This is a genomic window from Pseudomonas sp. GG8 (genome assembly GCF_052976945.1).
Map to the genome: position 1 here is coordinate 5,356,583 of NZ_JBRIIP010000001.1, position 23,118 is coordinate 5,379,700.

The 23,118-nt window shown below is 58.5% G+C and carries 21 protein-coding genes; 16 read left to right on the top strand and 5 right to left on the bottom strand.

What is annotated here, in order from left to right:
• Window positions 1-139: 139 nt before the first annotated feature.
• The 6 genes from hemC to rsd all read left to right on the top strand — a co-directional run bounded on the left by hemC (window position 140) and on the right by rsd (window position 5,679).
• Window positions 140-1,081, top strand: coding sequence for a hydroxymethylbilane synthase (gene hemC / locus ACVBEG_RS25220; protein WP_447108396.1), 942 nt, complete (start codon window positions 140-142; stop codon window positions 1,079-1,081).
• On the top strand, window positions 1,078-1,845 hold the full coding sequence (locus ACVBEG_RS25225; RefSeq protein ID WP_447108397.1) for a uroporphyrinogen-III synthase: 768 nt from the start codon (window positions 1,078-1,080) through the stop codon (window positions 1,843-1,845). Before hemC ends, ACVBEG_RS25225 begins: the two co-directional genes overlap by 4 nt.
• A gap of 134 nt (window positions 1,846-1,979) precedes the next feature.
• The gene (locus ACVBEG_RS25230) at window positions 1,980-3,038 is read left to right on the top strand and encodes a uroporphyrinogen-III C-methyltransferase (RefSeq protein WP_322182938.1); all 1,059 of its coding nucleotides are present in this window, start codon (window positions 1,980-1,982) and stop codon (window positions 3,036-3,038) included.
• On the top strand, window positions 3,035-4,273 hold the full coding sequence (locus ACVBEG_RS25235; RefSeq protein ID WP_322218529.1) for a heme biosynthesis protein HemY: 1,239 nt from the start codon (window positions 3,035-3,037) through the stop codon (window positions 4,271-4,273). The genes ACVBEG_RS25230 and ACVBEG_RS25235 overlap by 4 nt, the downstream gene beginning before the upstream one ends.
• A gap of 209 nt (window positions 4,274-4,482) precedes the next feature.
• Window positions 4,483-4,998 carry a disulfide bond formation protein B gene (locus tag ACVBEG_RS25240; RefSeq protein ID WP_322176961.1) on the top strand — a complete coding sequence of 172 codons (516 nt, stop codon included), beginning with the start codon at window positions 4,483-4,485 and terminating at the stop codon, window positions 4,996-4,998.
• A gap of 207 nt (window positions 4,999-5,205) precedes the next feature.
• The gene (gene rsd / locus ACVBEG_RS25245; RefSeq protein ID WP_322176960.1) at window positions 5,206-5,679 is read left to right on the top strand and encodes a sigma D regulator; all 474 of its coding nucleotides are present in this window, start codon (window positions 5,206-5,208) and stop codon (window positions 5,677-5,679) included.
• A 54-nt stretch (window positions 5,680-5,733) separates the two neighbouring features.
• Here rsd and ACVBEG_RS25250 read toward each other — a convergent pair whose 3' ends face one another.
• Window positions 5,734-6,411 carry an FKBP-type peptidyl-prolyl cis-trans isomerase gene (locus ACVBEG_RS25250; RefSeq protein WP_322176959.1) on the bottom strand — a complete coding sequence of 226 codons (678 nt, stop codon included), beginning with the start codon at window positions 6,409-6,411 and terminating at the stop codon, window positions 5,734-5,736.
• A gap of 214 nt (window positions 6,412-6,625) precedes the next feature.
• Between ACVBEG_RS25250 and ACVBEG_RS25255 the strand changes: the two genes are divergently transcribed.
• Entirely contained in the window at window positions 6,626-7,504 is an 879-nt protein-coding gene (locus ACVBEG_RS25255) for an AlgP family protein (protein WP_330200916.1), read from the top strand.
• On the opposite strand, the gene ACVBEG_RS25260 is transcribed toward ACVBEG_RS25255, so the two are convergent.
• Window positions 7,501-7,965, bottom strand: a complete 465-nt coding sequence (locus ACVBEG_RS25260) for a TIGR02444 family protein (protein ID WP_322176957.1) — start codon at window positions 7,963-7,965, stop codon at window positions 7,501-7,503. The two genes, ACVBEG_RS25255 and ACVBEG_RS25260, sit on opposite strands and share 4 nt — an antisense overlap.
• 46 nt (window positions 7,966-8,011) lie before the next feature.
• On the opposite strand from ACVBEG_RS25260, the gene ACVBEG_RS25265 reads away from it, so the two are divergent.
• The 4 genes from ACVBEG_RS25265 (at window position 8,012) to ACVBEG_RS25280 (ending at window position 13,254) form a co-directional block, all read left to right on the top strand.
• A complete protein-coding gene (locus ACVBEG_RS25265) occupies window positions 8,012-9,922 on the top strand; it encodes an ATP-binding cassette domain-containing protein (protein WP_322176956.1) in 1,911 nt (636 codons plus the stop codon).
• A gap of 109 nt (window positions 9,923-10,031) precedes the next feature.
• Window positions 10,032-10,664: a LysE family transporter gene (locus ACVBEG_RS25270; protein ID WP_322218520.1), complete on the top strand. Its 633-nt coding sequence runs from the start codon at window positions 10,032-10,034 to the stop codon at window positions 10,662-10,664.
• Window positions 10,665-10,890: 226 nt separating this feature from the next.
• Entirely contained in the window at window positions 10,891-12,786 is a 1,896-nt protein-coding gene (locus ACVBEG_RS25275) for a cytochrome c/FTR1 family iron permease (protein ID WP_323565858.1), read from the top strand.
• A gap of 9 nt (window positions 12,787-12,795) precedes the next feature.
• Window positions 12,796-13,254: a YaiI/YqxD family protein gene (locus ACVBEG_RS25280; RefSeq protein ID WP_447108398.1), complete on the top strand. Its 459-nt coding sequence runs from the start codon at window positions 12,796-12,798 to the stop codon at window positions 13,252-13,254.
• A gap of 24 nt (window positions 13,255-13,278) precedes the next feature.
• Here ACVBEG_RS25280 and elbB read toward each other — a convergent pair whose 3' ends face one another.
• Complete coding sequence (gene elbB / locus ACVBEG_RS25285; protein WP_323565856.1) at window positions 13,279-13,947, bottom strand: isoprenoid biosynthesis glyoxalase ElbB; 669 nt, start codon at window positions 13,945-13,947, stop codon at window positions 13,279-13,281.
• Between the two features lie 173 nt (window positions 13,948-14,120).
• Between elbB and ACVBEG_RS25290 the strand changes: the two genes are divergently transcribed.
• On the top strand, window positions 14,121-15,359 hold the full coding sequence (locus ACVBEG_RS25290; protein ID WP_322176951.1) for a sterol desaturase family protein: 1,239 nt from the start codon (window positions 14,121-14,123) through the stop codon (window positions 15,357-15,359).
• Here ACVBEG_RS25290 and ACVBEG_RS25295 read toward each other — a convergent pair.
• Entirely contained in the window at window positions 15,337-15,957 is a 621-nt protein-coding gene (locus tag ACVBEG_RS25295; protein ID WP_322176950.1) for a DedA family protein, read from the bottom strand. The two genes, ACVBEG_RS25290 and ACVBEG_RS25295, sit on opposite strands and share 23 nt — an antisense overlap.
• Before the next feature lie 207 nt (window positions 15,958-16,164).
• Between ACVBEG_RS25295 and hemB the strand changes: the two genes are divergently transcribed.
• Together hemB and ppk1 are read left to right on the top strand one after the other, a co-directional pair.
• A complete protein-coding gene (gene hemB, locus ACVBEG_RS25300) occupies window positions 16,165-17,175 on the top strand; it encodes a porphobilinogen synthase (protein WP_322176949.1) in 1,011 nt (336 codons plus the stop codon).
• Between the two features lie 18 nt (window positions 17,176-17,193).
• A complete protein-coding gene (gene ppk1 / locus ACVBEG_RS25305) occupies window positions 17,194-19,407 on the top strand; it encodes a polyphosphate kinase 1 (RefSeq protein ID WP_322176948.1) in 2,214 nt (737 codons plus the stop codon).
• Here the strand turns inward: ppk1 and ppx are convergent.
• A complete protein-coding gene (gene ppx, locus ACVBEG_RS25310) occupies window positions 19,394-20,896 on the bottom strand; it encodes an exopolyphosphatase (RefSeq protein WP_322176947.1) in 1,503 nt (500 codons plus the stop codon). The genes ppk1 and ppx overlap by 14 nt on opposite strands.
• Window positions 20,897-21,188: 292 nt before the next feature.
• Between ppx and trxA the strand changes: the two genes are divergently transcribed.
• Window positions 21,189-21,518, top strand: coding sequence for a thioredoxin TrxA (trxA, locus tag ACVBEG_RS25315; RefSeq protein WP_219062988.1), 330 nt, complete (start codon window positions 21,189-21,191; stop codon window positions 21,516-21,518).
• Between the two features lie 229 nt (window positions 21,519-21,747).
• Window positions 21,748-23,007 carry a transcription termination factor Rho gene (rho, locus tag ACVBEG_RS25320; protein ID WP_219062987.1) on the top strand — a complete coding sequence of 420 codons (1,260 nt, stop codon included), beginning with the start codon at window positions 21,748-21,750 and terminating at the stop codon, window positions 23,005-23,007.
• The last annotated feature ends 111 nt before the right edge of the window (window positions 23,008-23,118 follow it).

A 23,118-nucleotide genomic window follows, 5' to 3' on the forward strand; every position in this document is an offset into this window, starting at 1 on the left:
GAGTGCGCTTGCCGGCCGTAGCGGTTTGTTGAGTGCCTAAATGTTGATCCTGCAGATGCCATCGCGGGCAAGCGCGCTCCTACTGAGGTAATGGCTGAGCTGTTATTATCCGTCAAATCTATCAAGTACGGATTTACCCATGTCCTCTCGCGAAATCCGCATTGCTACCCGCAAAAGTGCGTTGGCCCTGTGGCAGGCCGAATACGTTAAAGCCCGTCTGGAGCAGTTTCATCCAGGGCTGGTCGTGACGCTGGTGCCCATGGTCAGTCGTGGCGACAAACTGCTCGACTCGCCGTTGTCCAAAATTGGCGGCAAGGGTTTGTTCGTCAAAGAGCTGGAAACGGCCCTGCTTGAGCATGAAGCCGACATCGCGGTGCACTCGATGAAAGACGTGCCCATGGACTTCCCCCCAAGCCTTGGCTTGTTCTGCATCTGCGAGCGTGAAGACCCACGCGACGCTTTTGTGTCCAACACGTTCTCCAGCCTGGATCAGTTGCCTGCGGGCAGCATCGTCGGCACGTCGAGCCTGCGTCGCCAGGCCCAATTACTGTCGCGTCGACCTGATCTGGAAATCCGTTTCTTGCGGGGTAACGTCAATACCCGACTGGCGAAACTGGATGCCGGCGAGTACGACGCGATCATCCTTGCCGCCGCCGGTTTGATTCGTCTTGGTTTCGAAAACCGCATCACCTCGGCAATCAGCGTCAACGACAGCTTGCCCGCTGGTGGCCAGGGTGCGGTTGGCATCGAATGCCGTAGCGCGGACACTGAAATTCATGCCTTGCTCGCACCGCTGCATCATGCCGACACGGCTGTGCGGGTTACCGCCGAGCGCGCCTTGAACAAACACCTGAATGGCGGTTGCCAGGTTCCTATTGCCTGTTACGCCGTACTTGAAGGCGGGCAGGTCTGGTTGCGTGGTTTGGTGGGCGACCCTGCGGGAGGTCTGCTGCTCAACGCTGAAGCCCGAGGCCCGCAATCCGAGGCTCAGGCACTGGGTGTGCAGGTCGCTGAAGCGTTGCTGGCCCAGGGCGCGCAAGCCATTCTGCAAGCGGTGTATGGCGAGGCAGGCGAAGAGTGACCGGTTGGCGCCTGCTGTTGACCCGTCCTGCGCAGGAATCGGCAGCGCTGGCGACAGTGCTGGCCGAGGCCGGCATTTATAGCAGTAGCCTGCCGTTGCTGGACATCGAGCCGCTGGCGATTACGCCGGCGCAGCGCTCGATCATTTTCGATCTGGACCTTTACCGCGTGGTGATCGTGGTCAGCAAGCCGGCCGCACGTCTGGGTTTGGCGTTGATCGACGAGCTCTGGCCGCAACCGCCGATACAGCAATGGTTCAGCGTTGGCGCGGCGACCGCGCAGATTCTTGAAGACTATGGCCTGGACGTCACTTATCCCGCGCGCGCCGACGACAGCGAAGCCTTGCTTGCGCTGCCGCAGTTGCAGCAAGCGCTGGCGCTGCCGGGAGCGCGCGTATTGATTCTGCGTGGGGAAGGTGGCCGGGAGTTGCTGGCCGAGCGGTTACGCGATCTAGGTGCTAGTGTCGACTATCTGCCGTTGTACCGACGTAATCTGCCGCATTATGCAGTTTCGGAGTTGCCACGACGCATCGCAGCGGAACGCTTGAACGGCCTGGTGGTCAGCAGTGGGCAGGGGTTTGAACACCTGCGTGAATTGGCGGGCAATGCCTGGCCTGATGTGGCCCGGTTACCGCTGTTCGTACCGAGCCCCCGGGTTGCCGAGTTGGCGCATGCCGCCGGGGCCCGGACAGTTGTTGATTGTCGTGGCGCTAATGCCGCGGCTTTGCTGGCGGCGTTACGGGAACACCCCGGGCCCGCCCTCTAGACGTAGCAAAGGCGAACTCTTTCAGAATAGAGTCGTCATTGATGTGACTGCGCCCTAATGCAAAGGATGGATACGTGAGCGAAACAGTCTTGCCTAAAGAGAATCTTGAACCGCGGCTTGAAGCGCCTGCGCCAATGTCGACCGAGCCTTCAAAGCGCCGTGGCAATAGCTTGGTGATTTTAGCGTTACTGCTGGGGGCTGCGGGTGTTGCTGCTGGTGGGTGGGGTGTCTGGCAGGTGCGCATTCTGCTGGCGGGCCATCAGCAACAGTCGGGGCAATTGCAGGATATTGGCGCGCAGACTCAGACGCTCAAAGAGAACGAGCTCCAGTTGGCGATGCGTCTTGCACAGTTGCCTGCAGCGGATGAACTGGAAAATCGTCGGCGGCTGGTCGCCCAGCTTCAGGGCGATCAGCAGCGCCTGAGCCAGCGCCTGGAAACCGTGCTGGGTGCCAGCCGAAAAGACTGGCGACTGGCCGAGGCCGAGCATCTGGTACGTCTGGCGAGTTTGCGCTTGTCGGCGCTGCAAGACATCAACAGTGCTCAGGCGCTGGTGCAGGGTGCGGATGAAATCCTTCGCGAACAGGATGACCCGGGTTCCTTTGCCGCACGCGAGCAGTTGGCTAAAAGCCTGGCTGCGTTGCGCAGCGTGGAGCAACCTGATCGCACCGGCCTGTTTCTGCAATTGGCGGCCTTGCGTGATCAGGCCGCACAGCTCAATGCGTTGGCGCCCGAATATGAAGACAAGGGCGGGTCGTTGCTGGGATTGACCTCCGACAGTGACACCTCCAGTCGTTGGGTGCAGTGGTGGGATAAAATCTCGCACTACATTCGTATTGACTTCAATGCGGACAAGAACATTCGTCCACTGTTGGCAGGACAGAGCCTGACACAGGTTCGACTGGCCTTGACCCTGGCGCTGGAGCAAGCTCAGTGGGCAGCCCTCAATGGCGAGCCGCAGGTGTATACCCAGGCCCTGACTGAAGCGCGCAGTGTGCTGCTCGGTAATTTCAATCAGGACAACCCGCAAAGCAAGTTCCTGGACGAGCGCATTCAAGCCCTGATTACTCAGCCGGTATCGGTGATGACACCCGATCTAGCGCAAAGCCTGAGCGCCGTGCAGGCTTACCTTGAGCGTCGTCATGCGTCTGTCGAGCAGCCTGCCGCACCTGCCAAGCAGGAGGCCCGTCCATGAAGCGTGCCTACCTGATCCTGTTCGGGGTGATTGTTGTCGCGGCGTTGATTGGCGTGGCTATCTCCGAGCACTCAGGCTACGTGTTGATCGCGTACCAAAACTTCCGTTACGAATCGAGCCTGTGGGCAACGCTGGCGCTGCTGGTGGTGATCTGGCTGGTGGTTTTCCTGCTGCGGGCTTTGTTCAATCTGCTGACAGCATCGGGTGGGGTGGTCAATCCGTGGTCGCGGTATAACCGCAGCCGTCGTGTGCAACTGGCGATCGAGCAAGGTCAGATGGACCTCGCCGAGGGCCGTTGGGCCAGTGCCCAGCGCCACCTCCAGCGTGCCGCCGAAGCTGAGCGTCAGCCGCTGTTGTATTACCTGGGCGCTGCACGCGCGGCAAATGAACTGGGCCGTTACGAGGACTGTGACAACCTGCTTGAGAGAGCGCTGGAGCGCCAGCCGCAAGCCGAGCTGGCGATTGCGTTGAGTCATGCGCAGTTGCAGCAGGATCGTAGTGACATCGAGGGTGCACTGGTGACCTTGCAAGCGATGCATGACCGCCATCCGCATAACGCCCAGGTGTTGCGCCAGTTACAGCGTTTGTATCAGCAGCGAGGGGATTGGTCGGCACTGATTCGACTGATGCCCGAGCTGCGCAAGGACAAAGTGCTGCCGCCGTCTGAGCTGGCGGAGCTTGAGCGCCGTGCCTGGGGTGAGAATCTCTCCCTTGCAGCGCAACGCGGGGAGGAAGGCGAAGCGGGTCTGCAGTCGCTCAACAAAGCCTGGCAACAGCTCACGTCGGCACAACGTCAGGAGCCGCCGCTGGTCTTGGCCTATGCCGAGCAATTACGCCAACTGGGCGCCGATGCCGAGGCGGAAGAGGTGCTGCGTACAGCACTCAAACGCGACTACAACAGTCATCTGGCCCGTCTTTACGGATTGTTGCGGGGCCGCGATCCCGCGCGACAACTGCAAACAGCTGAAGGTTGGCTCAAAAGTCACCCTAATGATCCAAGCCTGTTATTGACGCTGGGTCGTCTGTGCCTGCAAAGCAGTCTGTGGGGCAAGGCGCGGGACTATCTGGAAAGCAGTCTCGGCCAGCAGCGTAACCCAGAGGCTTGCGCCGAACTGGCTCGCTTGTTGGCGCAACTGGGGGAGACCGAGCGCAGTAATCAGCTGTTTCAAGAAGGTTTGGGCATGCTTGACGAGCGTTTGCTGGCTCGTCCGCTTCCGGCAGTGGGTCGGGCCTAGGCTGGTTGGGTGTGTCCGCCCCATTTTGTAGGAGGCGTCCTGCCGCCCAGTAGGGCGCAGGAATGATCTTGCAGAGAGCGGTATTTATTCCGTTCAACTGCGTCGGCACATGCCTACATCATTGCAGAAGTATCGCTATGCCCTCGCCTTGAAAGGGTTATGCGCTTTCCTCTACCGTAATGGCCCTCGCACTCTGTTACGGATTAGCCATGCACCTGGCCCGCTCGCGTTCTCTGTTCCTCTTGGCATTTATTGCCAGTGTGTTTGTCACTTGCGTAGCGTTATATCTGGAGTATGGCGTAGGGCTTCGGCCCTGCTCGCTGTGTATCCTGCAGCGCGCCTTTTTGATCACTTTCGGTGTCGTCTGCCTGGTCGCGGTTGTACATTCGCCTGATAAGGCCGGTTGGCGGATGTACTCGTTTATCGCCTTGCTCTGCGCCCTTTCGGGGGCGGTGGCGGCGGGGAGCCAGGTCTTACTGCAAAGCCCGCTTCGGGGCGACGTGGCGGCCTGCCTGCAAGCGCAGAACGCTTCGCAGGAGGCGATGCCCCTGTTCCTTGCGCAGGCATTTGAATGCGCCGCCGGCTGTACTGAAATCCATTGGTCGCTGCTGGGTATGAGCGTTGCCGAATGGAGCCTTTTGGCGTTCGCCGGCATGATTTTTTTTGCGGCTTACCCGTTGTTTCAGCGCGTCGGCGTCGGCGCGAACGATGCACAGGAAGCCTGAAATACGGGTAAATATTAAACGCTTGTATGAACTTTATCTCCTGCGTACCTTGATGGGGTTGGCGTGCGGGCATAATCTTGGCCGCACGCGTCATTGGAAATATGCTGCCTACCTGGCTTTATCAGACCCGTCTCTGTCATCGAGATTTATTAGAACGTCTGGAGGCGGGTACAGAGCAGCATGACCCTGAAGGGAAGAGAGATCATCATGTTGGAAAGTTGTCAGAATGCTCAGGAGCGTTGGGGCGGGGTCAATCTGCTGATCGATCGCTGGTTGCAGGAGCGTCACGAGCTGGTTCGAGCCTACGGTGCTCTCGGCGGGACGCCCGAGGCGTTGGCGGATGACCGCGTATCATTGCAGAAATTCTGCGAAATTCTGGTCGATTACGTTTCAGCGGGGCATTTCGAGGTCTACGAACAGCTGACCAATGAGGCCAAGGCCTTCGGCGATGAGCGTGGCCTTGAGTTGGCCGAAAAGATTTATCCGCGCCTGGATGTCATCACTGAAGTGGCGTTGGCGTTCAATGATCGCTGCGACAAAGGCGATTGTACCGATGGCGAAGTCGTTGCCGTTGAGCTCAAGAAGCTGGGCGGTCTACTGCATGAACGCTTCGAACTCGAAGACTGCCTGATCGAAGTGCTGCACACATCCCATGAAATAAAAGACGTGGCCCAAGCCTGAAGTCTCGACATTACCGGGCGCGCGCCCTGCGCCCCGGTTTCTGATACCCCGCTCTTACGGAGCGACACCCAATAGCTCAATATCGAACACCAGCGGCGTGTAAGGATCAATCAGATCCCCGGCGCCCTCTGCGCCATAGGCTTGCGCGGAAGGAATGACCAGCCGCCATTTCGCACCTACCGGCATGCCTTGCAATGCGCTGGTCCAGCCAGCAATCACGCTATCAAGGCGGAACCATTGCGGTTGGCTGTTTTGATCGAAGATGGTCCCATCCGGCAACCGACCTACATAGCGCACTTGCACTCGGTCCGAAGTCGTCGGTTTTGGACCGTTGCCAGGTGTCAGCTCTGTCAGCAGAATCCCGTCCTCCAAGACACGAACGCCCGGCTTGGCTTTTTCGCTGTCCAGGAAGCGTTGCTCGGAACTCATCGCAATTTCGCTTTGCGGCTCTGGTGGCGGACTGTCTTCTGCCTGCGCCATGGAGGCATCATGGTCTCTGAGTATCTGTTCAATGCGTTCATCTTTAAGCGCGAGCGGCTTGCCTTCATAGGCCCGCTGCAGTCCTTCGATCAGTGCCGGAAGCTGCAGGTTCGGAACCTCCTGGCGCAGGCGCTCGCCAAGGCTCGCGCCCAGACTGTAGGCCAGGTCATGGTCATTGGCAGGGGTGGCAGTTTCAGCAGCGTGAGCGAGTGGTAGCAAGAGAAACAGAGACATTAATACGTAACGCGACATGGTGCTCTCCAGCCTGGGAAGAGGGCAATTATGCCAGTGCAATCGCTAAGGTGTTGCTCGGTATGAAAGGAATTTCATGAGGTTGTCACACGCTCCTCTACCAACTTTCATCCCGTCGTGAACCGCACGGCCATTGTTACTGTCAACATGGCCTAGCGGCGGTGCAGGCAGAGGTCTAGTATGAGCCGCAATCAAGCCAGCCAGGAGGTCAGTCATGTCGGCCCAAAAGAAGCCAGTAAACACCCCATTGCATTTGCTCCAACAGCTCTCGAGCAGCCTGCTCGAACATCTTGAAACTGCTTGTTCCCAAGCGATGGCTGATGCTGAAAAATTGCTCGCCAAATTGGAAAAGCAACGCGGTAAAGCTCAAGAAAAACTGCACAAATCCCGTATCAAACTGCAGGATGCCGCTACCGCCGGTAAAGCCAAGGCGCAAGCCAAAGCCAAGCAGGGTGTGTCTGAACTTGAAGAGCTGCTCGATGCGCTGAAATCTCGTCAGTCCGAAACCCGCACTTACATTCTGCAGCTCAAGCGCGATGCTCAAGAGAGCCTGAAGCTGGCTCAGGGCATTGGTCGTGTCAAAGAGGCCGTGGGTAAAACCTTGAGCCTGCGTGATGCAAAACCGGTAGCCGTAAAAGCCTCTGCACCTGCAGCCGCCAAAGCTCCGGCTAAAACAGCCGCCGCGAAGGCTCCTGTAAAAGCGGCAGCAAAAGCTCCGGTCAAGGCGCCTGCCAAACCCGCTGTTAAAGCGCCCGTCGTAGCCGCCAAGCCAGCCGTAAAAGCTGCCGCCAAACCTGCCGCGAAAAAAACGGTTGCTGCAACCGCTGCTAAACCTGCTGCCAAGCCGGTCGTCAAACCTGCGGTCAAGGCACCTGTTAAAGCGGTCGCCGCCAAGCCGGCAGCCAAACCTGCTCTGGCTAAAGCGCCAGCTGCCAGGGCTCCCGCCAAAGTGGTTGCCAAGCCTGCTGCAGTGAAACCAGCCGCCAAGCCTGTTGCAAAACCTGCAACGCCGTCAGCGTCGACCACGCCGACTGCCGTTGCCCCTGCAGCAGCGCCAGCTACTGGCAACGTCACACCTGTCAGCGCTTCCTAAGGCTGGTTCGCCTCGACGCGCAGCACGTGCAGCGCGTCGAGGTTCTGGGGGGCAGCGTCGCCAGCAAGACCTTCCAGCCACGCCATCAGATCCTTCGTTGTCCCTGCTGACCAGTCCTGCGTCAGTGCTTCAAGCCGCGAAAGCAATTCGCGCTCGGCCTCCAGTTCCAGCCCCTTTACCTGCTCGCGCAACTTCCCCCACTCGACGTCATTGACCGCCGCTGCTCGCCAACGGATGCGTAATGCCCTGAGTGGTTGCACCACTTCATCGTGCCAGGGCGTGGCCAATTGTCTGATTTCCCGCAAACGGTCGGCGGTGCAAGCCACTCCACGTTGCCCCAGCCAGGCACCACACAGCAGGGTGCAGACGTTGGCCCCGCTGGCTTGCAGGCGCAGGCATGCCTTTTCCACACCCGGGCGGGTATAAAGAATGAGGGTGAAACTCCACAGATCAGAAGGCATAGTCATCTACTTGTTTCGGACGAAGCTGGTAGACTCCGCCGCCATTATGATTCGACTTCAAAACCTGACTTTACAGCGTGGCCCGCAACGTCTGCTAGAAGACGCTGAGCTGACCCTGCACCCCGGCCATAAAGCCGGCCTGATCGGCGCCAATGGCGCCGGCAAATCGAGCCTGTTCGCTTTGCTGCGGGGTGAACTGACCCCGGACGGCGGCGATTGCCTTGTGCCTGCCGATTGGCGCATTGCTCACATGCGCCAGGAGGTCGACACGCTCGATCGCCTGGCCGTGGACTATGTTCTGGACGGCGACTTGCGCCTGCGCCAGGTACAGAGCGATCTGGCAGCCGCCGAAGCCGCGCATGATGGCGCCGCCCAAGCGCGCTTGCATGCCGAGCTGGACAGTGCCGACGGCTACACTGCCGATGCACGAGCGCGAAAGTTGCTTGCCGGGCTGGGCTTTACCAATGAACAGACAGAACGTCAGGTCGGAGATTTCTCCGGTGGCTGGCGGATGCGTCTGAACCTGGCGCAGGCGCTGATGTGCCCGTCGGACCTGTTGCTGCTCGATGAGCCGACCAACCACTTGGACCTCGACGCCATTCTTTGGCTCGAAGACTGGCTTAAGGGCTATACCGGCACCCTGTTGCTGATCTCCCACGACAGGGATTTCCTTGATGCGGTGGTGGATCACATCGCTCACGTCGAGCAGAAAAAAATCATTCTTTACCGCGGGGGCTACAGCGCCTTCGAGCGCGCCCGTGCCGAGCGTCTGGCCCAGCAGCAGCAAGCCTACGACAAGCAACAAGTGCAGCGCGCGCACATGGAGAAATTCATTGCACGCTTCAAGGCTCAGGCGACCAAGGCCCGTCAGGCTCAAAGTCGGATCAAAGCCCTTGAGCGCATGGAAGAGTTGTCCGCGGCGCACGTCGATTCGCCGTTCGACTTTACCTTCCGTGAGTCCGATAAAATTTCCAGCCCGCTGCTCGATCTTTCGGATGCGCGTTTGGGCTACGGCGAAAGGGCCGTACTGGAAAAGGTCAAATTACAGCTTACGCCGGGTGCGCGAATCGGTTTGCTCGGTCCTAACGGGGCGGGTAAATCGACGCTGATCAAAAACCTCGCGGGCGAGCTTGAGCCGTTGAGCGGGCGATTGGTGCGTGGCGAAAACCTGATCGTTGGCTACTTCGCTCAACATCAGCTGGACTCCCTCGACTCCAAAGCCAGCCCGCTGTTACACCTGCAACGTATTGCGCCGACCGAGCGCGAGCAAACCTTGCGCGACTTCCTCGGTGGTTTCGACTTCCGCGGTCCGCGTCTGGACGAGCCGGTACTGAATTTCTCCGGCGGCGAAAAAGCGCGTCTGGCGTTGGCCTTGATCGCTTGGGGCAAGCCAAACCTGTTGCTGCTCGACGAACCGACCAACCACCTGGATCTGGAAATGCGCCTGGCTTTGACCATGGCCCTCCAGGAATTCAGTGGCGCGGTATTGGTGGTTTCCCACGACCGGCATTTGCTCAAAAGCACCACCGACGATTTTTTGTTGGTGGCCGATGGGCTGGTGCAGACCTTCGATGGCGACCTGGAAGATTACGCGCGCTGGCTGGTGGACTACCGTCTGCGCAATGCACCGGTTAGCAACACGCCGGTCAATGCCGATAAAACCGACAAGAAAGCCCAGCGCCAACAGGCTGCTGCTTTGCGTCAACAGCTGGCACCGCACAAGCGTGAGGCTGACAAGCTTGAGCGCGACCTCGGCACGTTGCATGAAAAGCTGACCAAGGTCGAAGCCGCATTGGCCGACAGTGCGAATTACGAGGCGGCGAACAAAGACAAGCTGCGGGACCTGTTGGCCGATCAAGCCAAGCTGAAGGTGCGTGAAGCCGAGCTTGAAGAAGCCTGGATGGAAGCCCTCGAGCTGCTTGAAGGCATGCAGGCCGAGCTGGAAGCCTTGTCCTGATCAATGCGCGTGCCTGTTGTGCATTGGCACGCAGGCCTTAAAAATAAATAGTCATTTTTCGGCGCAAACATTAGCTTAGAAGGCATTCCGGTCTTGCCTGAGGTGTGTGATGTTGCTTGAAACGTGGCTGGCATTTTTTGCCGCCTGCTGGGTTATCAGCCTGTCTCCAGGGGCTGGCGCTATCGCCTCCATGTCGTGCGGGTTGCAATACGGTTTCTGGCGCGGTTACTGGAACGTGCTGGGCCTGCAATTGGCGCTGGTGTTGCAGATTGCGATTGTTGCGGCGGGTGTGGGTGCAGTCCTTGCAGCGTCCGCACTGGCCTTCAGCCTGATCAAATGGTTTGGCGTACTCTATCTGGTCTATCTGGCCATCAAACAATGGCGCGCGCTGCCCAGCGACATGGCCGATGACGCCGCCGTACGCCCGATTGGTCGGCCCTTGAGCCTGGTCATGCGCGGCTTTCTGGTGAATATCAGCAACCCCAAGGCCCTGGTGTTCATGCTGGCGATCCTGCCGCAATTCATCGACCCGCATCAGCCGCTCCTCGCCCAATACCTGATCATCTGCGCCACTATGGTTGCGGTCGACCTGACGGTGATGGCCGGTTATACCGGGCTGGCTTCGCGAGTGTTGCGCCTGCTGCGCACGCCTAAGCAGCAGCGCCGGATGAACCGGACCTTTGCTGGATTGTTCGTCGGTGCAGCGGCATTTCTGGCCACGATCCATCGCGGTACCGCTTGATTCAAATCGTCGATGCCTGACTTGCCGTCATCGAGAATGAATTCGCTCCCGCAGAGATTGCGCGTTGGGCGCGCGCAGTCTCGTTCGCGAACAGACCATCGCACCCACAGACATGCTCAGGAGGCTGTGCGGCGCGGTGTCGCACCGTCCATCCCAAACGTAGCTGCATGCGAACGAGAAATATTGATACAATGTAATACAACGCATTCTTATTTGGGATTCCTTGATGTCTTTCCCCTCCCGTTTTTGGGCTTGGCTGATGCTGCCCGTGTTTGTCCTGTGCAGCTTCGAGTTGCTGGCTAACCCTGTTGATGGCGCCGCTCAGGCGTTACACATGCTGGGTTATATAGGTGCGGACTATCCCGCGACCGTTGCTGATGGAAAGGTCATCGATGAATCTGAATACCGCGAACAGTTGGAATTTCTGACCGTCTTGCAGGGTTTGATTGTCACGTTGCCTGCCCGTGCGGAGCGCACGGAGCTGGAGCAGGGCGTTGGCAGCTTGCGCGAGGCCGTGAGCGAGCATCAAGAGGGCGCGGCTGTAGCGCGCCAGGCTCGACTACTGGCGGCGAAGCTGGCGGTGACGTACGAAGTCAGCCAAGCCCCGGCAATCACCCCCGATCCTGCCCGCGGTGCGCCGCTATACGCCCAGCATTGCTCGGTGTGCCATGGTGACGCCGGGGCAGGTGATGGCCCGGCCGGGATTGGTTTGACGCCGCCGCCCGCCAATCTGCGTAACAAGGCCCGGCTCGACCACTTAAGTCTGTATGACGTTTACAACACGCTGGGCCTGGGCGTGCAAGGCACGGACATGCCCGCGTTCGCCGACCAACTGGACGACCGTCAGCGTTGGGACGTGGCGACCTATATCGCCAGTTTCACGGCTGATCCCGCTGCGGCCAAAGGCACGGTATTCAATTTGGCCGATCTGGCCCGGCAAACGCCGGCAGAAGTGAGTGCGGCTCAAGGTGTTGAGGTTGCCGCGACCTTCCGTGCCCAGCGCGCCCAGCCGCCGCAAGCACAACGTGGCCCTGGGCAACTGCTCGAATACACCCGCATGACGCTGGACAGGAGCCTGGCGGCGTACCGTGCAGGCGATCACGAGCAAGCGTATGACCTGTCGGTCGCGGCCTATCTGGAAGGGTTTGAGCTGGTTGAAAGCTCGCTGGACAACGTCGACCCCAACGTTCGCAAGGCCACTGAAAAATCCCTGATGGCTTACCGTCAGTCGTTGCAGGATGGCCTGCCGGTAGCGCAGGCAGCGCAGAAGCTGGAAGCGGCTAAAGCCCTGCTCAAACAATCGGCGGATCTGCTCGGCAGCGATGGCCTGAGTCTGTCGCTGAGCTATATCTCGGGTCTGCTGATTCTGCTGCGCGAAGGTCTGGAAGCGATTCTGGTGCTGGCGGCGATTCTGGCGTTCCTGCGCAACACTGGCCAGGAGTCGGCGGTACGCAGCGTCAACATGGGTTGGGGGCTGGCCCTGCTCGCGGGTCTCGCGACGTGGGCGGTGGCCGCGTATGTGATTGATGTCAGCGGCGCTCAGCGTGAATTGCTTGAAGGTGCCACGGCATTGTTTGCCAGCGTCATGGTGTTGTGGCTCGGGGTATGGATGCACGACCGCCGTCATGCCGCCGCCTGGCAGGATTACATCAAGAGCAGCCTGGTGGGCGGTGGTGGCCGTTTTGGCTTCGCAATCCTTGCCTTCTTCTCGGTCTATCGCGAGTTGTTCGAGGTCATCCTGTTCTACGAAACCCTGTGGCTGCAGGCCGGTCCAGCGGGTCATAACGCCGTGCTGGCCGGTGGCGCGACGGCGCTGGTGTTGTTGGTCGGTCTGGCTTGGGTGATTTTGCGCGGTTCGGCCAAGCTGCCACTGGCGCTGTTTTTCAGCATCAACGCAGGGCTGCTGTGCGGGTTGTCGGTGGTGTTTGCCGGGCATGGTGTCAAGGCGTTGCAAGAGGCCGGAATCTTCGGCACGCGTCCGGTGCCGTTCTTCGAGTTCGATTGGCTGGGTATTCATGCCGACGCGTACTCGCTGTCAGCACAGGCAGTTGCCTTGTTAGCGATTGCCGTGTTGTATGGCCGTAGCCGTTTGGCTGAGAAACGCCGCATTCCGGCGGTCTAGGAAAACTGTATGCGCGTCTGGATCGATGCCGACGCTTGCCCCCGGGCAGCTAAAGACCAAGTCATCAAGTTCGCTTTGAAGCGTCATTTCGAGGTATTGCTGGTGGCTGGGCAAAGCCAGGTCAAACCGACGTACGCGTGCGTCAAATTGATCGTGGTGTCCAGCGGGCCAGACGCGGCGGATGATTACCTGGTCGAGCATGCCGTGCCGGGCGAACTGGTGATTTGCAGCGATGTGCCGTTGGCGGATCGGCTGATCAAAAAAAGCGTTGCGGCACTCGACCCTCGGGGCCGCGAGTTCGACCCGCAGAACATGGGGGATCGTCTGGCGGTGCGAAACCTGTTCACTGACCTGCGTGATCAGGGGCAGATGAGCGGTGGCCCAGCGCCCCATGGCGACCGTGAAAAACAAGCGTTCGCCAATGCGCTGGACCGGATTCTGACGCGGCTGACGCGGGAATATCCTTAAATCAGGATTGGACGGTTTTCACCGTTAATCGTCGTTTTCCTGCGTCAACTCAATCACCCGATCCACCAGTTTGTTGATCCCGGCTGCCGCTTCGCTGATCGACTGGGCCGTCATGTAGGCCGGGGTGCTGACCAGTTTGCGTGCGGTGTCCTCGACAATCTCGTCAACTGCACACTCTTTGTGGATGCCGCCCATTTTGCAGATGGCCTTGGCGGTGTCCGGGTCGTTGCCGATGGTGCAGGTTACGCCCGGGCCATAGATTTTCGCGGCCAGCACGGGGGAAATGCAGATCAACCCTATGGGTTTCCCTGATTCGGCAAAGGCTTCGGCCAGCGTCAGAAGCTCAGGCTGCAGGCTGCAATGGACGCCTTCGAAGGCGAAATTGGACAGGTTTTTCGCCACGCCAAATCCACCCGGCATGATCAGCGCATCAAAATCCTCTGCATTGGCCTCGCGAATATCCTTGATCGCGCCACGGGCAATACGTGCAGACTCGATCAGGACGTTGCGCGACTCGGACATTTTTTCGCCGGTCAGATGGTTGATCACATCGTGTTGCGCAATATCAGGGGCAAAACATTGAACCTCGACGCCGCGTTGGTCCAGGCGCAGCAGGGTGAGGACGCTCTCATGGATCTCCGCTCCGTCCTGGACGCCGCAGCCGGAAAGAATCACTGCCACTCTCTTTTGCATCGCGTTTTTGCTCCTGTTCATGGCGCTGAATCGGCTGATTCGCACGCTGGCCGTTTCTTTAAAGGCTGTGACAAGAATGTCGTTAAATGTCCACTAATTTGTCATTCGCTGCCATAGGGTTTTGGCCAATCCGGGCCTAATCTTTGGCAAGAGGCCTCCTGAGTGGCAACCCCATGAATTTGATTCTGTATGCCGTGCCGTTCTTCTTTGTGCTGATTGCCGTGGAGCTGTTGGCTGATCGTTGGCGCAAGGTTAATACGTATCGCTTGTCCGATTCGATCAACAGCCTGAGCACGGGCGTGCTGTCGACTACCAGCGGCTTGCTGACCAAGGGCGTCGGCGTGCTGACCTACGCGTTTGCCCTTGAGCATCTGTCGCTGCAGCAGCTTTCGCCCGACAGCCCATGGGTGTGGGTGTTTGCGTTCGTGCTCTATGACTTCTGTTACTACTGGCTGCACCGCATGGGGCACGAGCGCAACGTATTGTGGGCGGCGCATTCAGTCCATCACCAGAGTGAGGAGTACAACCTCTCCACGGCTCTGCGTCAGACCAGCACCGGCTTTCTGCTCAGTTGGATTTTCTACCTGCCGATGGCAGTGCTGGGCGTGCCCTTGCTGGTGTTCGTCAGCGTCGCGGCGCTCAATTTGTTGTATCAGTTCTGGGTGCACACCCGCCACATTCCCAAGCTGGGCTGGTTCGAATGGGTGTTCGTGACCCCGTCCAATCATCGTGTTCACCATGCGCAGAACCCTGTTTACATGGATCGCAACTACGGCGGAGTGTTCATTGTCTGGGACAGATTATTGGGTTCTTTCCAGGAAGAGCTGGACAGTGATCCAACGATTTTCGGTGTCACCACGCCACTGGCGAGCTGGAATCCATTATGGGCAAACGTGCAGTTTTACGCCCAACTTGCCGCCGACGCACGGCGTACCGAGAGCCTGTGGGATGCGCTGCGGATCTGGTTTATGCGCACCGGCTGGCGCCCGGCGGATGTCGCGACCAAGTACCCGCTGGGCAAGGCAGACCTGAGCCAGTTTCGCAAATTCGAGGTGCCGTTAAGCCGTTCGCAGCAGGTCTACATCGCCGCGCAGTTCGCTATCCATGCTGCGTTGGGCAGCTACCTGATGGGGGTGGGCGACAGCTTGGCCCCGCCGGCACTGGTGCTCGGCTGGGTCTGGGTCACGCTTGGTTTGTTTGTGCTCGGCGTGGCGCTGGAGAACCGGCCTGGGGCGATCAAGCTGGAGTGCGCCCGTCTGGTGCTGAACGTGCCGTTAATGGGGCTTGCGCAGGCGCTGGGGCTTTGGGCCGTGAGTCCGCTGGGCTGGGTGACCTTGCTGACTTACGTGCTGCTGAGCGCAATGGGGCTGTATTGCGCTCGCGGACATTTCATTCGTTTGGCTGACTCTTGACGTCAACGGTGACGACTTTGGCGGACGTCATTTCCAGCTCTTTGGCAATGCGTGCGGCTTTGATTCGTCTACGTAGCCACAGAACGCCGCCAAGCAATAGCAGGGCGCCCAGCACCCAAAGCTCATATTTTTTGACGTTACCCAGCAGACCTTCGAGTAGTGCGCCAAAGTGATAAGCGGCCGCACCCAGTGCCGCGGCCCAGACACCGGCACCCAGGCCATTGAGCAGCAGGTAGCGCCCAGGCGGATAACCGGACAGGCCAATCGCCACCGGCATCACGGTACGCAGCCCATAGACGAAGCGAAAACTCAGCACCCAGATATCCGGGTGTTTGCGAATTTGCTCCAGGGCCTTGTCACCCAATAACTGCCAGCGCGGTTTGCGTGCCAGCAACTTGCGGCCGTGCTTACGCCCCAGGAAATACCAAAGCTGATCACCGGCGTAGCTTCCAAGGAAGGCCACGACCACGACCATGTTGATATCCATGTAACCTCGGAACGCAAGAAAGCCGGCGAGGACAAGGATCGTCTCACCTTCAAAAAAGGTTCCAAGGAAAAGGGCAAAGTAGCCAAAGTCCTGCAAAAATTGTTGGAGCATTGTCTGGGTGCTGGCGAAATGAACGCGCAGCCTAACGCTTAGAAGACATTCAGGAAAGTGTGGATATGTGTCTCGACGTGAAGAATTCCTACGGAGACAATGGTTGCGTCCTACCGTCGCACGTTGCGCATAGATGTCATACATTGGTCATAATGGTGGCTTATAACTGTCACGCTTGCCCGCCTGCGCGGGCTATGGAGTCTTGCCGTGAGCTTTACCCCCGCCAACCGCTTGTTTCCTCTTACCCGTTTGCGCCGTAATCGTCGTGATGATTTCTCCCGTCGCCTGGTCCGTGAAAACGTATTGACCGTCGACGACCTGATCCTTCCGGTTTTTGTTCTCGATGGTGAAAACCGTCGTGAAACGATTTCGTCGATGCCGGGCGTTGAGCGTCTGAGCATCGACTTGTTGTTGCAGGAAGCTGAGCAGTGGGTGGCGCTGGGCATTCCGGCGTTGGCGTTGTTTCCGGTGACCGCGCCCGAGAAAAAGTCCCTTGATGGTGCTGAAGCCTGGAACCCTGAGGGGATTGCTCAGCGAGCCACTCGCGCGCTGCGTGATCGTTTCCCTGAGTTGGGTGTGATTACCGACGTTGCCCTCGATCCGTTTACCACGCACGGTCAAGATGGCATTCTCGACGCAGATGGCTATGTGCAGAACGACATCACCGTCGATGCGCTGGTTAAACAAGCGCTGTCCCATGCGGCTGCCGGCGCGCAAGTAGTTGCGCCTTCTGACATGATGGACGGTCGCATTCAGGCGATCCGCGAAGCCCTTGAGCTTGCCGATCACGTGAATGTGCGGATCATGGCGTACTCGGCGAAATATGCCAGCGCCTACTACGGGCCGTTCCGCGATGCGGTAGGGTCGGCGCTGAACCTGGGTAAAGCCAACAAGGCGTCCTATCAAATGGACCCGGCCAACAGCAACGAGGCGCTGCACGAAGTCGCGGCCGACTTGTCTGAAGGGGCTGATATGGTGATGGTCAAGCCGGGTATGCCGTACCTGGACATCCTGTACCGGGTCAAAGACGAATTCAAGGTACCGACCTTCGTCTATCAGGTCAGCGGTGAGTACGCGATGCACATGGCCGCGATCCAGAATGGCTGGTTGAGTGAGGGTGTGATTCTTGAGTCCCTTACCGCTTTTAAACGTGCAGGTGCTGACGGCATTCTTACTTATTTCGCCGTTCGTGCTGCTCAACTGTTAAAAGGGCAATAGTCCCTATCAGGAACACCCATGAATACCGAAGGACTCACCGAAGCAGCTGTTCAGATCGCCGTCCAGGAGGCTCAGCCGGTGGTTGAGCCAAGCATCGAAGTGCTGCCCGTCCCTGAAGTGCTACCCGTACCGGTGGCACAGGCCATCGTCATCCCGAACCTGGACGACAGCAGCCTGTACATCCATCGCGAGCTGTCGCAATTGCAGTTCAATATTCGGGTACTGGAACAGGCGCTGGACGAGTCTTATCCATTACTGGAGCGGCTGAAGTTTCTGTTGATCTTCTCCAGTAACCTTGATGAGTTCTTCGAAATTCGTGTTGCCGGCCTGAAGAAGCAGATCACTTTCGCTCGAGAACAGGCGGGCGCAGACGGTTTGCAGCCCCATCAGGCGCTGGCACGGATCAGCGAGCTGGTGCATGGTCATGTTGATCGCCAATACGCGATCCTCAACGACATTTTGCTGCCCGAGCTGGAAAAACATCAGGTTCGCTTCATTCGTCGTCGTTACTGGACGGCGAAGCTCAAGGCTTGGGTTCGTCGCTATTTCCGTGACGAAATTGCGCCGATCATCACCCCGATCGGGCTCGACCCAACGCACCCGTTTCCGTTGCTGGTGAACAAGAGCCTGAACTTTATCGTCGAGCTGGAAGGCGTTGACGCCTTCGGTCGCGACTCAGGGCTGGCGATCATCCCGGCACCGCGTCTGTTGCCGCGAATCATCAAGGTTCCGGAAGAGATCGGTGGGACAGGGGACAATTATGTATTCCTGTCATCGATGATCCACGCTCACGCCGATGACCTGTTCCAGGGCATGAAGGTCAAGGGCTGCTACCAGTTCCGTTTGACCCGAAACGCCGACCTGGCGGTCGATACCGAGGACGTCGAAGACTTGGCCCGTGCTCTGCGTGGCGAACTTTTTTCGCGTCGTTATGGCGATGCAGTGCGCCTGGAAGTCGCTGATACATGCCCGAAACACCTGTCCGACTACTTGCTCAAACAGTTCAACCTGAGCGACACCGAACTGTATCGCGTCAACGGTCCGGTCAACCTCACGCGTCTGTTCAGTATCACCAGCCTGGACAGCCATCCTGAGCTTCAGTACACGCCGTTCACTCCAGCGATCCCCAAGCTGTTGCAGAACAGCGAGAACATTTTCAACGTGATCAGCAAGCAGGACATTCTGCTGCTGCACCCGTTCGAGTCCTTCACCCCCGTGGTGGACCTGCTGCGTCAGGCAGCGAAAGACCCGCATGTGTTGGCGGTCCGGCAGACCCTGTACCGCAGCGGTGCCAACTCGGAAATCGTCGATGCGCTGGTCGATGCTGCGCGTAACGGCAAAGAAGTTACGGTCGTGATCGAGTTGCGTGCGCGTTTCGATGAAGAATCCAACCTGCAACTGGCCAGCCGTCTGCAAGCGGCCGGTGCGGTGGTGATTTATGGTGTGGTCGGCTTCAAAACGCACGCCAAGATGATGCTCATCCTGCGCCGTGAAGCCGGTGAAATCGTCCGTTATGCGCACTTGGGGACGGGTAACTACCACGCCGGCAATGCTCGCCTATATACCGACTACAGCCTGCTGACCTCCGATGACGCCTTGTGCGAGGACGTCGGCAAGTTGTTCAGTCAGTTGATCGGCATGGGTAAAACGTTGCGCATGAAGAAGCTGCTGCATGCGCCGTTCACCCTGAAAAAAGGCATGCTCGACATGATTGCCCGCGAGACGCAGTTCGCGCTCGATGGCAAGCCGGCGCACATCATCGCCAAGTTCAACTCATTGACTGATCCGAAGATCATTCGCGCGTTGTACAAGGCCAGTCAGTCTGGCGTGCGTATCGATTTGGTGGTGCGGGGCATGTGCTGCCTGCGTCCTGGAATTGCCGGCGTTTCGCACAACATCTATGTGCGCTCGATCATCGGTCGCTTCCTGGAGCACACGCGGGTCTTCTACTTCCTCAATGGCGGTGAAGAGCAGATGTACCTGTCCAGCGCTGACTGGATGGAGCGCAACCTCGACAAGCGGGTCGAGACTTGCTTCCCGGTGGAAGGCAAAAAGTTGATCCTGCGGGTCAAGAGGGAGCTGGAAAGTTACCTGACCGACAACACCCATGCCTGGATCCTGCACTCGGACGGTCGTTACGTCCGCAGCACGCCAACCGGCAACCAGAACCCGCGCAGCGCCCAGGCCACTCTGCTTGAGCGCCTGAGCAACCCGGTCCTCAGCGTACGCTGAAGACGATACCGACTCGGGTCAACCACTCCGCTTCCTGCGCGAAGTCGGCCTGAGTCAGTTGGTTGTTTTCCAGCCAGTTGTCCGGGAACAGCGCGTCCAGGTTCTGACCGTTCGCGTGCAAGGTCACTTGCGGCATCTCTTGGGTGCCACGAATGTGATGGAACAGGATCGCAAAGCGCAGCAACACGCACAGGCGAATCAGCTTGATGCCTTCATCGCCGAACTCGGCGAACTTGTCCTTGGGAATATTGCGGCGGTGGCCACGCACCAGCAGGGCCAGCATGAGCTGATCTTCGCGGGAGAAACCGGCCAGGTCAGAGTGTTCGATCAGGTACGCGCCGTGCTTGTGGTAGTGATAGTGGGCGATGTCCAGCCCCACTTCATGCACCTTGGCGGCCCAGCTCAACAGCTCGCTGTACAGATCGTCTTCCAGGTCCCAGGCCGCAGCGACCTGCTCAAGGGCGTGCAGGGCTTTGTGCTCGACACGGGCGGCCTGTTCAAGGTCAACGTGGTAACGCTCCATCAGCGAGCTGAGGGTGCGTTCACGGACGTCTTCATGATGGTAGCGGCCCATCAGGTCGTAGAGCACACCTTCACGTAGGGCGCCTTCGCAGTGATCCATGCGGCTGAGTTCCAGCGCATCGAAAATCGCCTCGAGAATCGCCAGACCTGCCGGGAAAATCGCCCGGCGGTCAGGCTTGATGCCTTCAAAGTCGATTTTCTCGACATCGCCGAGTTTGAACATCTTGCGTTTGAGCCAGGACAGCCCTTCGGCGTTGACTTCACCCGTGCCATGTCCGCCGGCTTTGAGTGCCAGGCCAATGGCGCGGATGGTCCCAGACGAACCGATGGCTTCATCCCAGCTCAGGCGATGCAGCGCGTGTTCGATGCTCATGATTTCCAGACGCGCCGCCGTATAGGCCTGTGCATAACGGGCCGGGGTGATCTTGCCGTCACGGAAATAGCGTTGGGTGTAGCTGACGCAGCCCATCTGCAGGCTTTCGCGCAGCAGCGGTTCGAAGCGCTGGCCGATGATGAATTCGGTACTGCCGCCACCAATGTCGGCCACCAGGCGTTTGCCAGGCGTATCGGCCAGCGTATGGGACACGCCAAGGTAAATCAGGCGGGCTTCTTCGCGGCCGGAGATCACTTCCACGGGATGACCAAGAATCTCTTCGGCGCGGCGGATGAACTCGATGCGGTTGCGTGCTTCACGCAGGGCATTGGTGCCCACGATCCGCACCGAGCCAGGCTCCATGCCGTTGATCAGTTGGGCAAAGCGCTTGAGGCAATCGAGCCCGCGCTGCATGGATTCTTCAGTGAGCAGGCGCTCTTCAGTGATCCCGGCCGCCAGCTGAACCTTCTCGCCCAGCCGCTCCAGTATCCGGATTTCGCCAAGATTGGCTTTGGCCACGACCATATGAAAGCTGTTTGAGCCCAGGTCGATGGCGGCTATCAAAGAAAGATTCTTGGGTGGGGACTGCAGCATGATCAATGGTCTCGGTCGATAACCCGGCCATCGTGCCACGATCCACCTCTGGCGCCAACGCGAAGCGTCGCGTCAAGCCACCCGAGTCAGGCCATTCGCGAATAAATTCGCTTCTCTCCGCTCAGTTGCGTGCGGAAGGCCAAGGATTGGAGCCCGATTGAGGTGAGATGCTCATCGCCATAACCAGGCTCATGCATCGTCATAGCGAGACTCAATCACCCCTGACTTCCTGAATGCGGCCAGTCCCGCTATGATGAGCGACGTTTTTAGCCTACGACCTCGGAGACTTTCCATGAGTAGCGACCTTATCAAACACGTCAGCGATGCCAGCTTCGACGCCGATGTCCTCCAGGCTGCCGGTCCTGTACTTGTTGATTACTGGGCGGAGTGGTGTGGCCCTTGCAAGATGATTGCCCCTGTTTTGGACGAGATCGCCGAGACTTACAAGGGTAAGTTGACCATCGCCAAGCTGAACATCGACGAAAATCAGGAAACGCCAGCCAAGCATGGCGTGCGCGGTATCCCGACACTGATGCTGTTCAAGAACGGCAACGTAGAGGCCACCAAGGTGGGCGCGCTGTCGAAGTCGCAGTTGATGGCGTTTCTCGACGCAAATATCTGAAACACCAAAAGCCCCGCAGATTGCGGGGCTTTTTCATTGTGCGGGACTAGACGCCCTGAAAGTCAGGTGTTACATTCGGCCCCGCAATGGTTTCTCCGTTGTCCCCTGCTAGCCGTCGCCGACGCTCTCCTTTCGAATTAGTACGCGATCCTGTCGCTTTCTCTGCGGCGCGGCCTCATTAAGCCAAAAGCTTAATTTCCCCTCCCATACATGATTACGTCATTCCTATATGAACCTGACTGAACTCAAGCAAAAGCCGATTACCGATCTGCTCGAAATGGCCGAACAGATGGGCATAGAAAATATGGCCCGTTCGCGCAAGCAGGATGTGATTTTCTCCCTGCTGAAAAAGCACGCCAAAAGCGGCGAGGAAATTTCCGGTGATGGTGTGTTGGAGATTCTCCAGGACGGCTTCGGATTTCTCCGCTCTGCAGACGCTTCCTACCTTGCCGGTCCAGACGATATCTACGTCTCTCCCAGCCAGATCCGCCGTTTCAACCTGCGCACTGGCGACACCATCGTCGGCAAAATCCGTCCACCTAAAGAGGGCGAGCGTTATTTCGCGCTGCTCAAGGTCGACACGATCAACTACGACCGTCCGGAAAACGCGAAGAACAAGATTCTTTTCGAAAACCTGACGCCGTTGTTCCCGACAGTTCGCATGAAGATGGAAATCGGTAACGGTTCCACTGAAGACCTGACTGGCCGGGTGATCGATCTTTGCGCCCCGATCGGTAAAGGTCAGCGCGGTTTGATCGTTGCGCCGCCAAAGGCTGGCAAGACCATCATGCTGCAGAACATCGCGGCGAACATCACACGTAACAATCCGGAAGTGCATCTGATCGTACTGCTGATCGATGAGCGTCCGGAAGAAGTGACCGAAATGCAGCGCACTGTGCGCGGCGAAGTGGTTGCCTCGACATTCGACGAGCCGCCAACCCGGCACGTCCAGGTCGCCGAAATGGTGATCGAGAAGGCCAAGCGTCTGGTCGAGCACAAAAAGGATGTGGTCATCCTGCTGGACTCCATCACCCGTCTGGCTCGCGCCTACAACACCGTGATTCCAAGCTCCGGCAAAGTGCTCACCGGTGGTGTCGATGCTCACGCCCTGGAGAAACCGAAACGTTTCTTCGGTGCTGCACGGAACATCGAAGAAGGCGGCTCGCTGACCATCATCGCCACCGCGCTGGTTGAAACCGGCTCGAAGATGGATGAAGTGATTTACGAAGAATTCAAAGGCACGGGCAACATGGAACTGCCTCTGGATCGCAAAATCGCTGAAAAGCGTGTGTTCCCGGCGATCAACATCAACCGTTCCGGTACCCGCCGCGAAGAGTTGCTGACCGCTGATGACGAGCTGCAACGGATGTGGATTCTGCGCAAATTGCTGCACCCGATGGACGAAGTCGCTGCTATCGAGTTCCTGATCGATAAGCTGAAGCAGACCAAGACCAACGACGAGTTCTTCCTGTCGATGAAGCGTAAATAACAGGTCGGACCGTGTGAAAAGAATGGTGTCCCTCGGGGCACCATTTTTTTTAGCTGAAAATCCCCGTTAAGCGCAGCTATTGCGCGTTGATGAGCTGCCGCCGACCTTCAG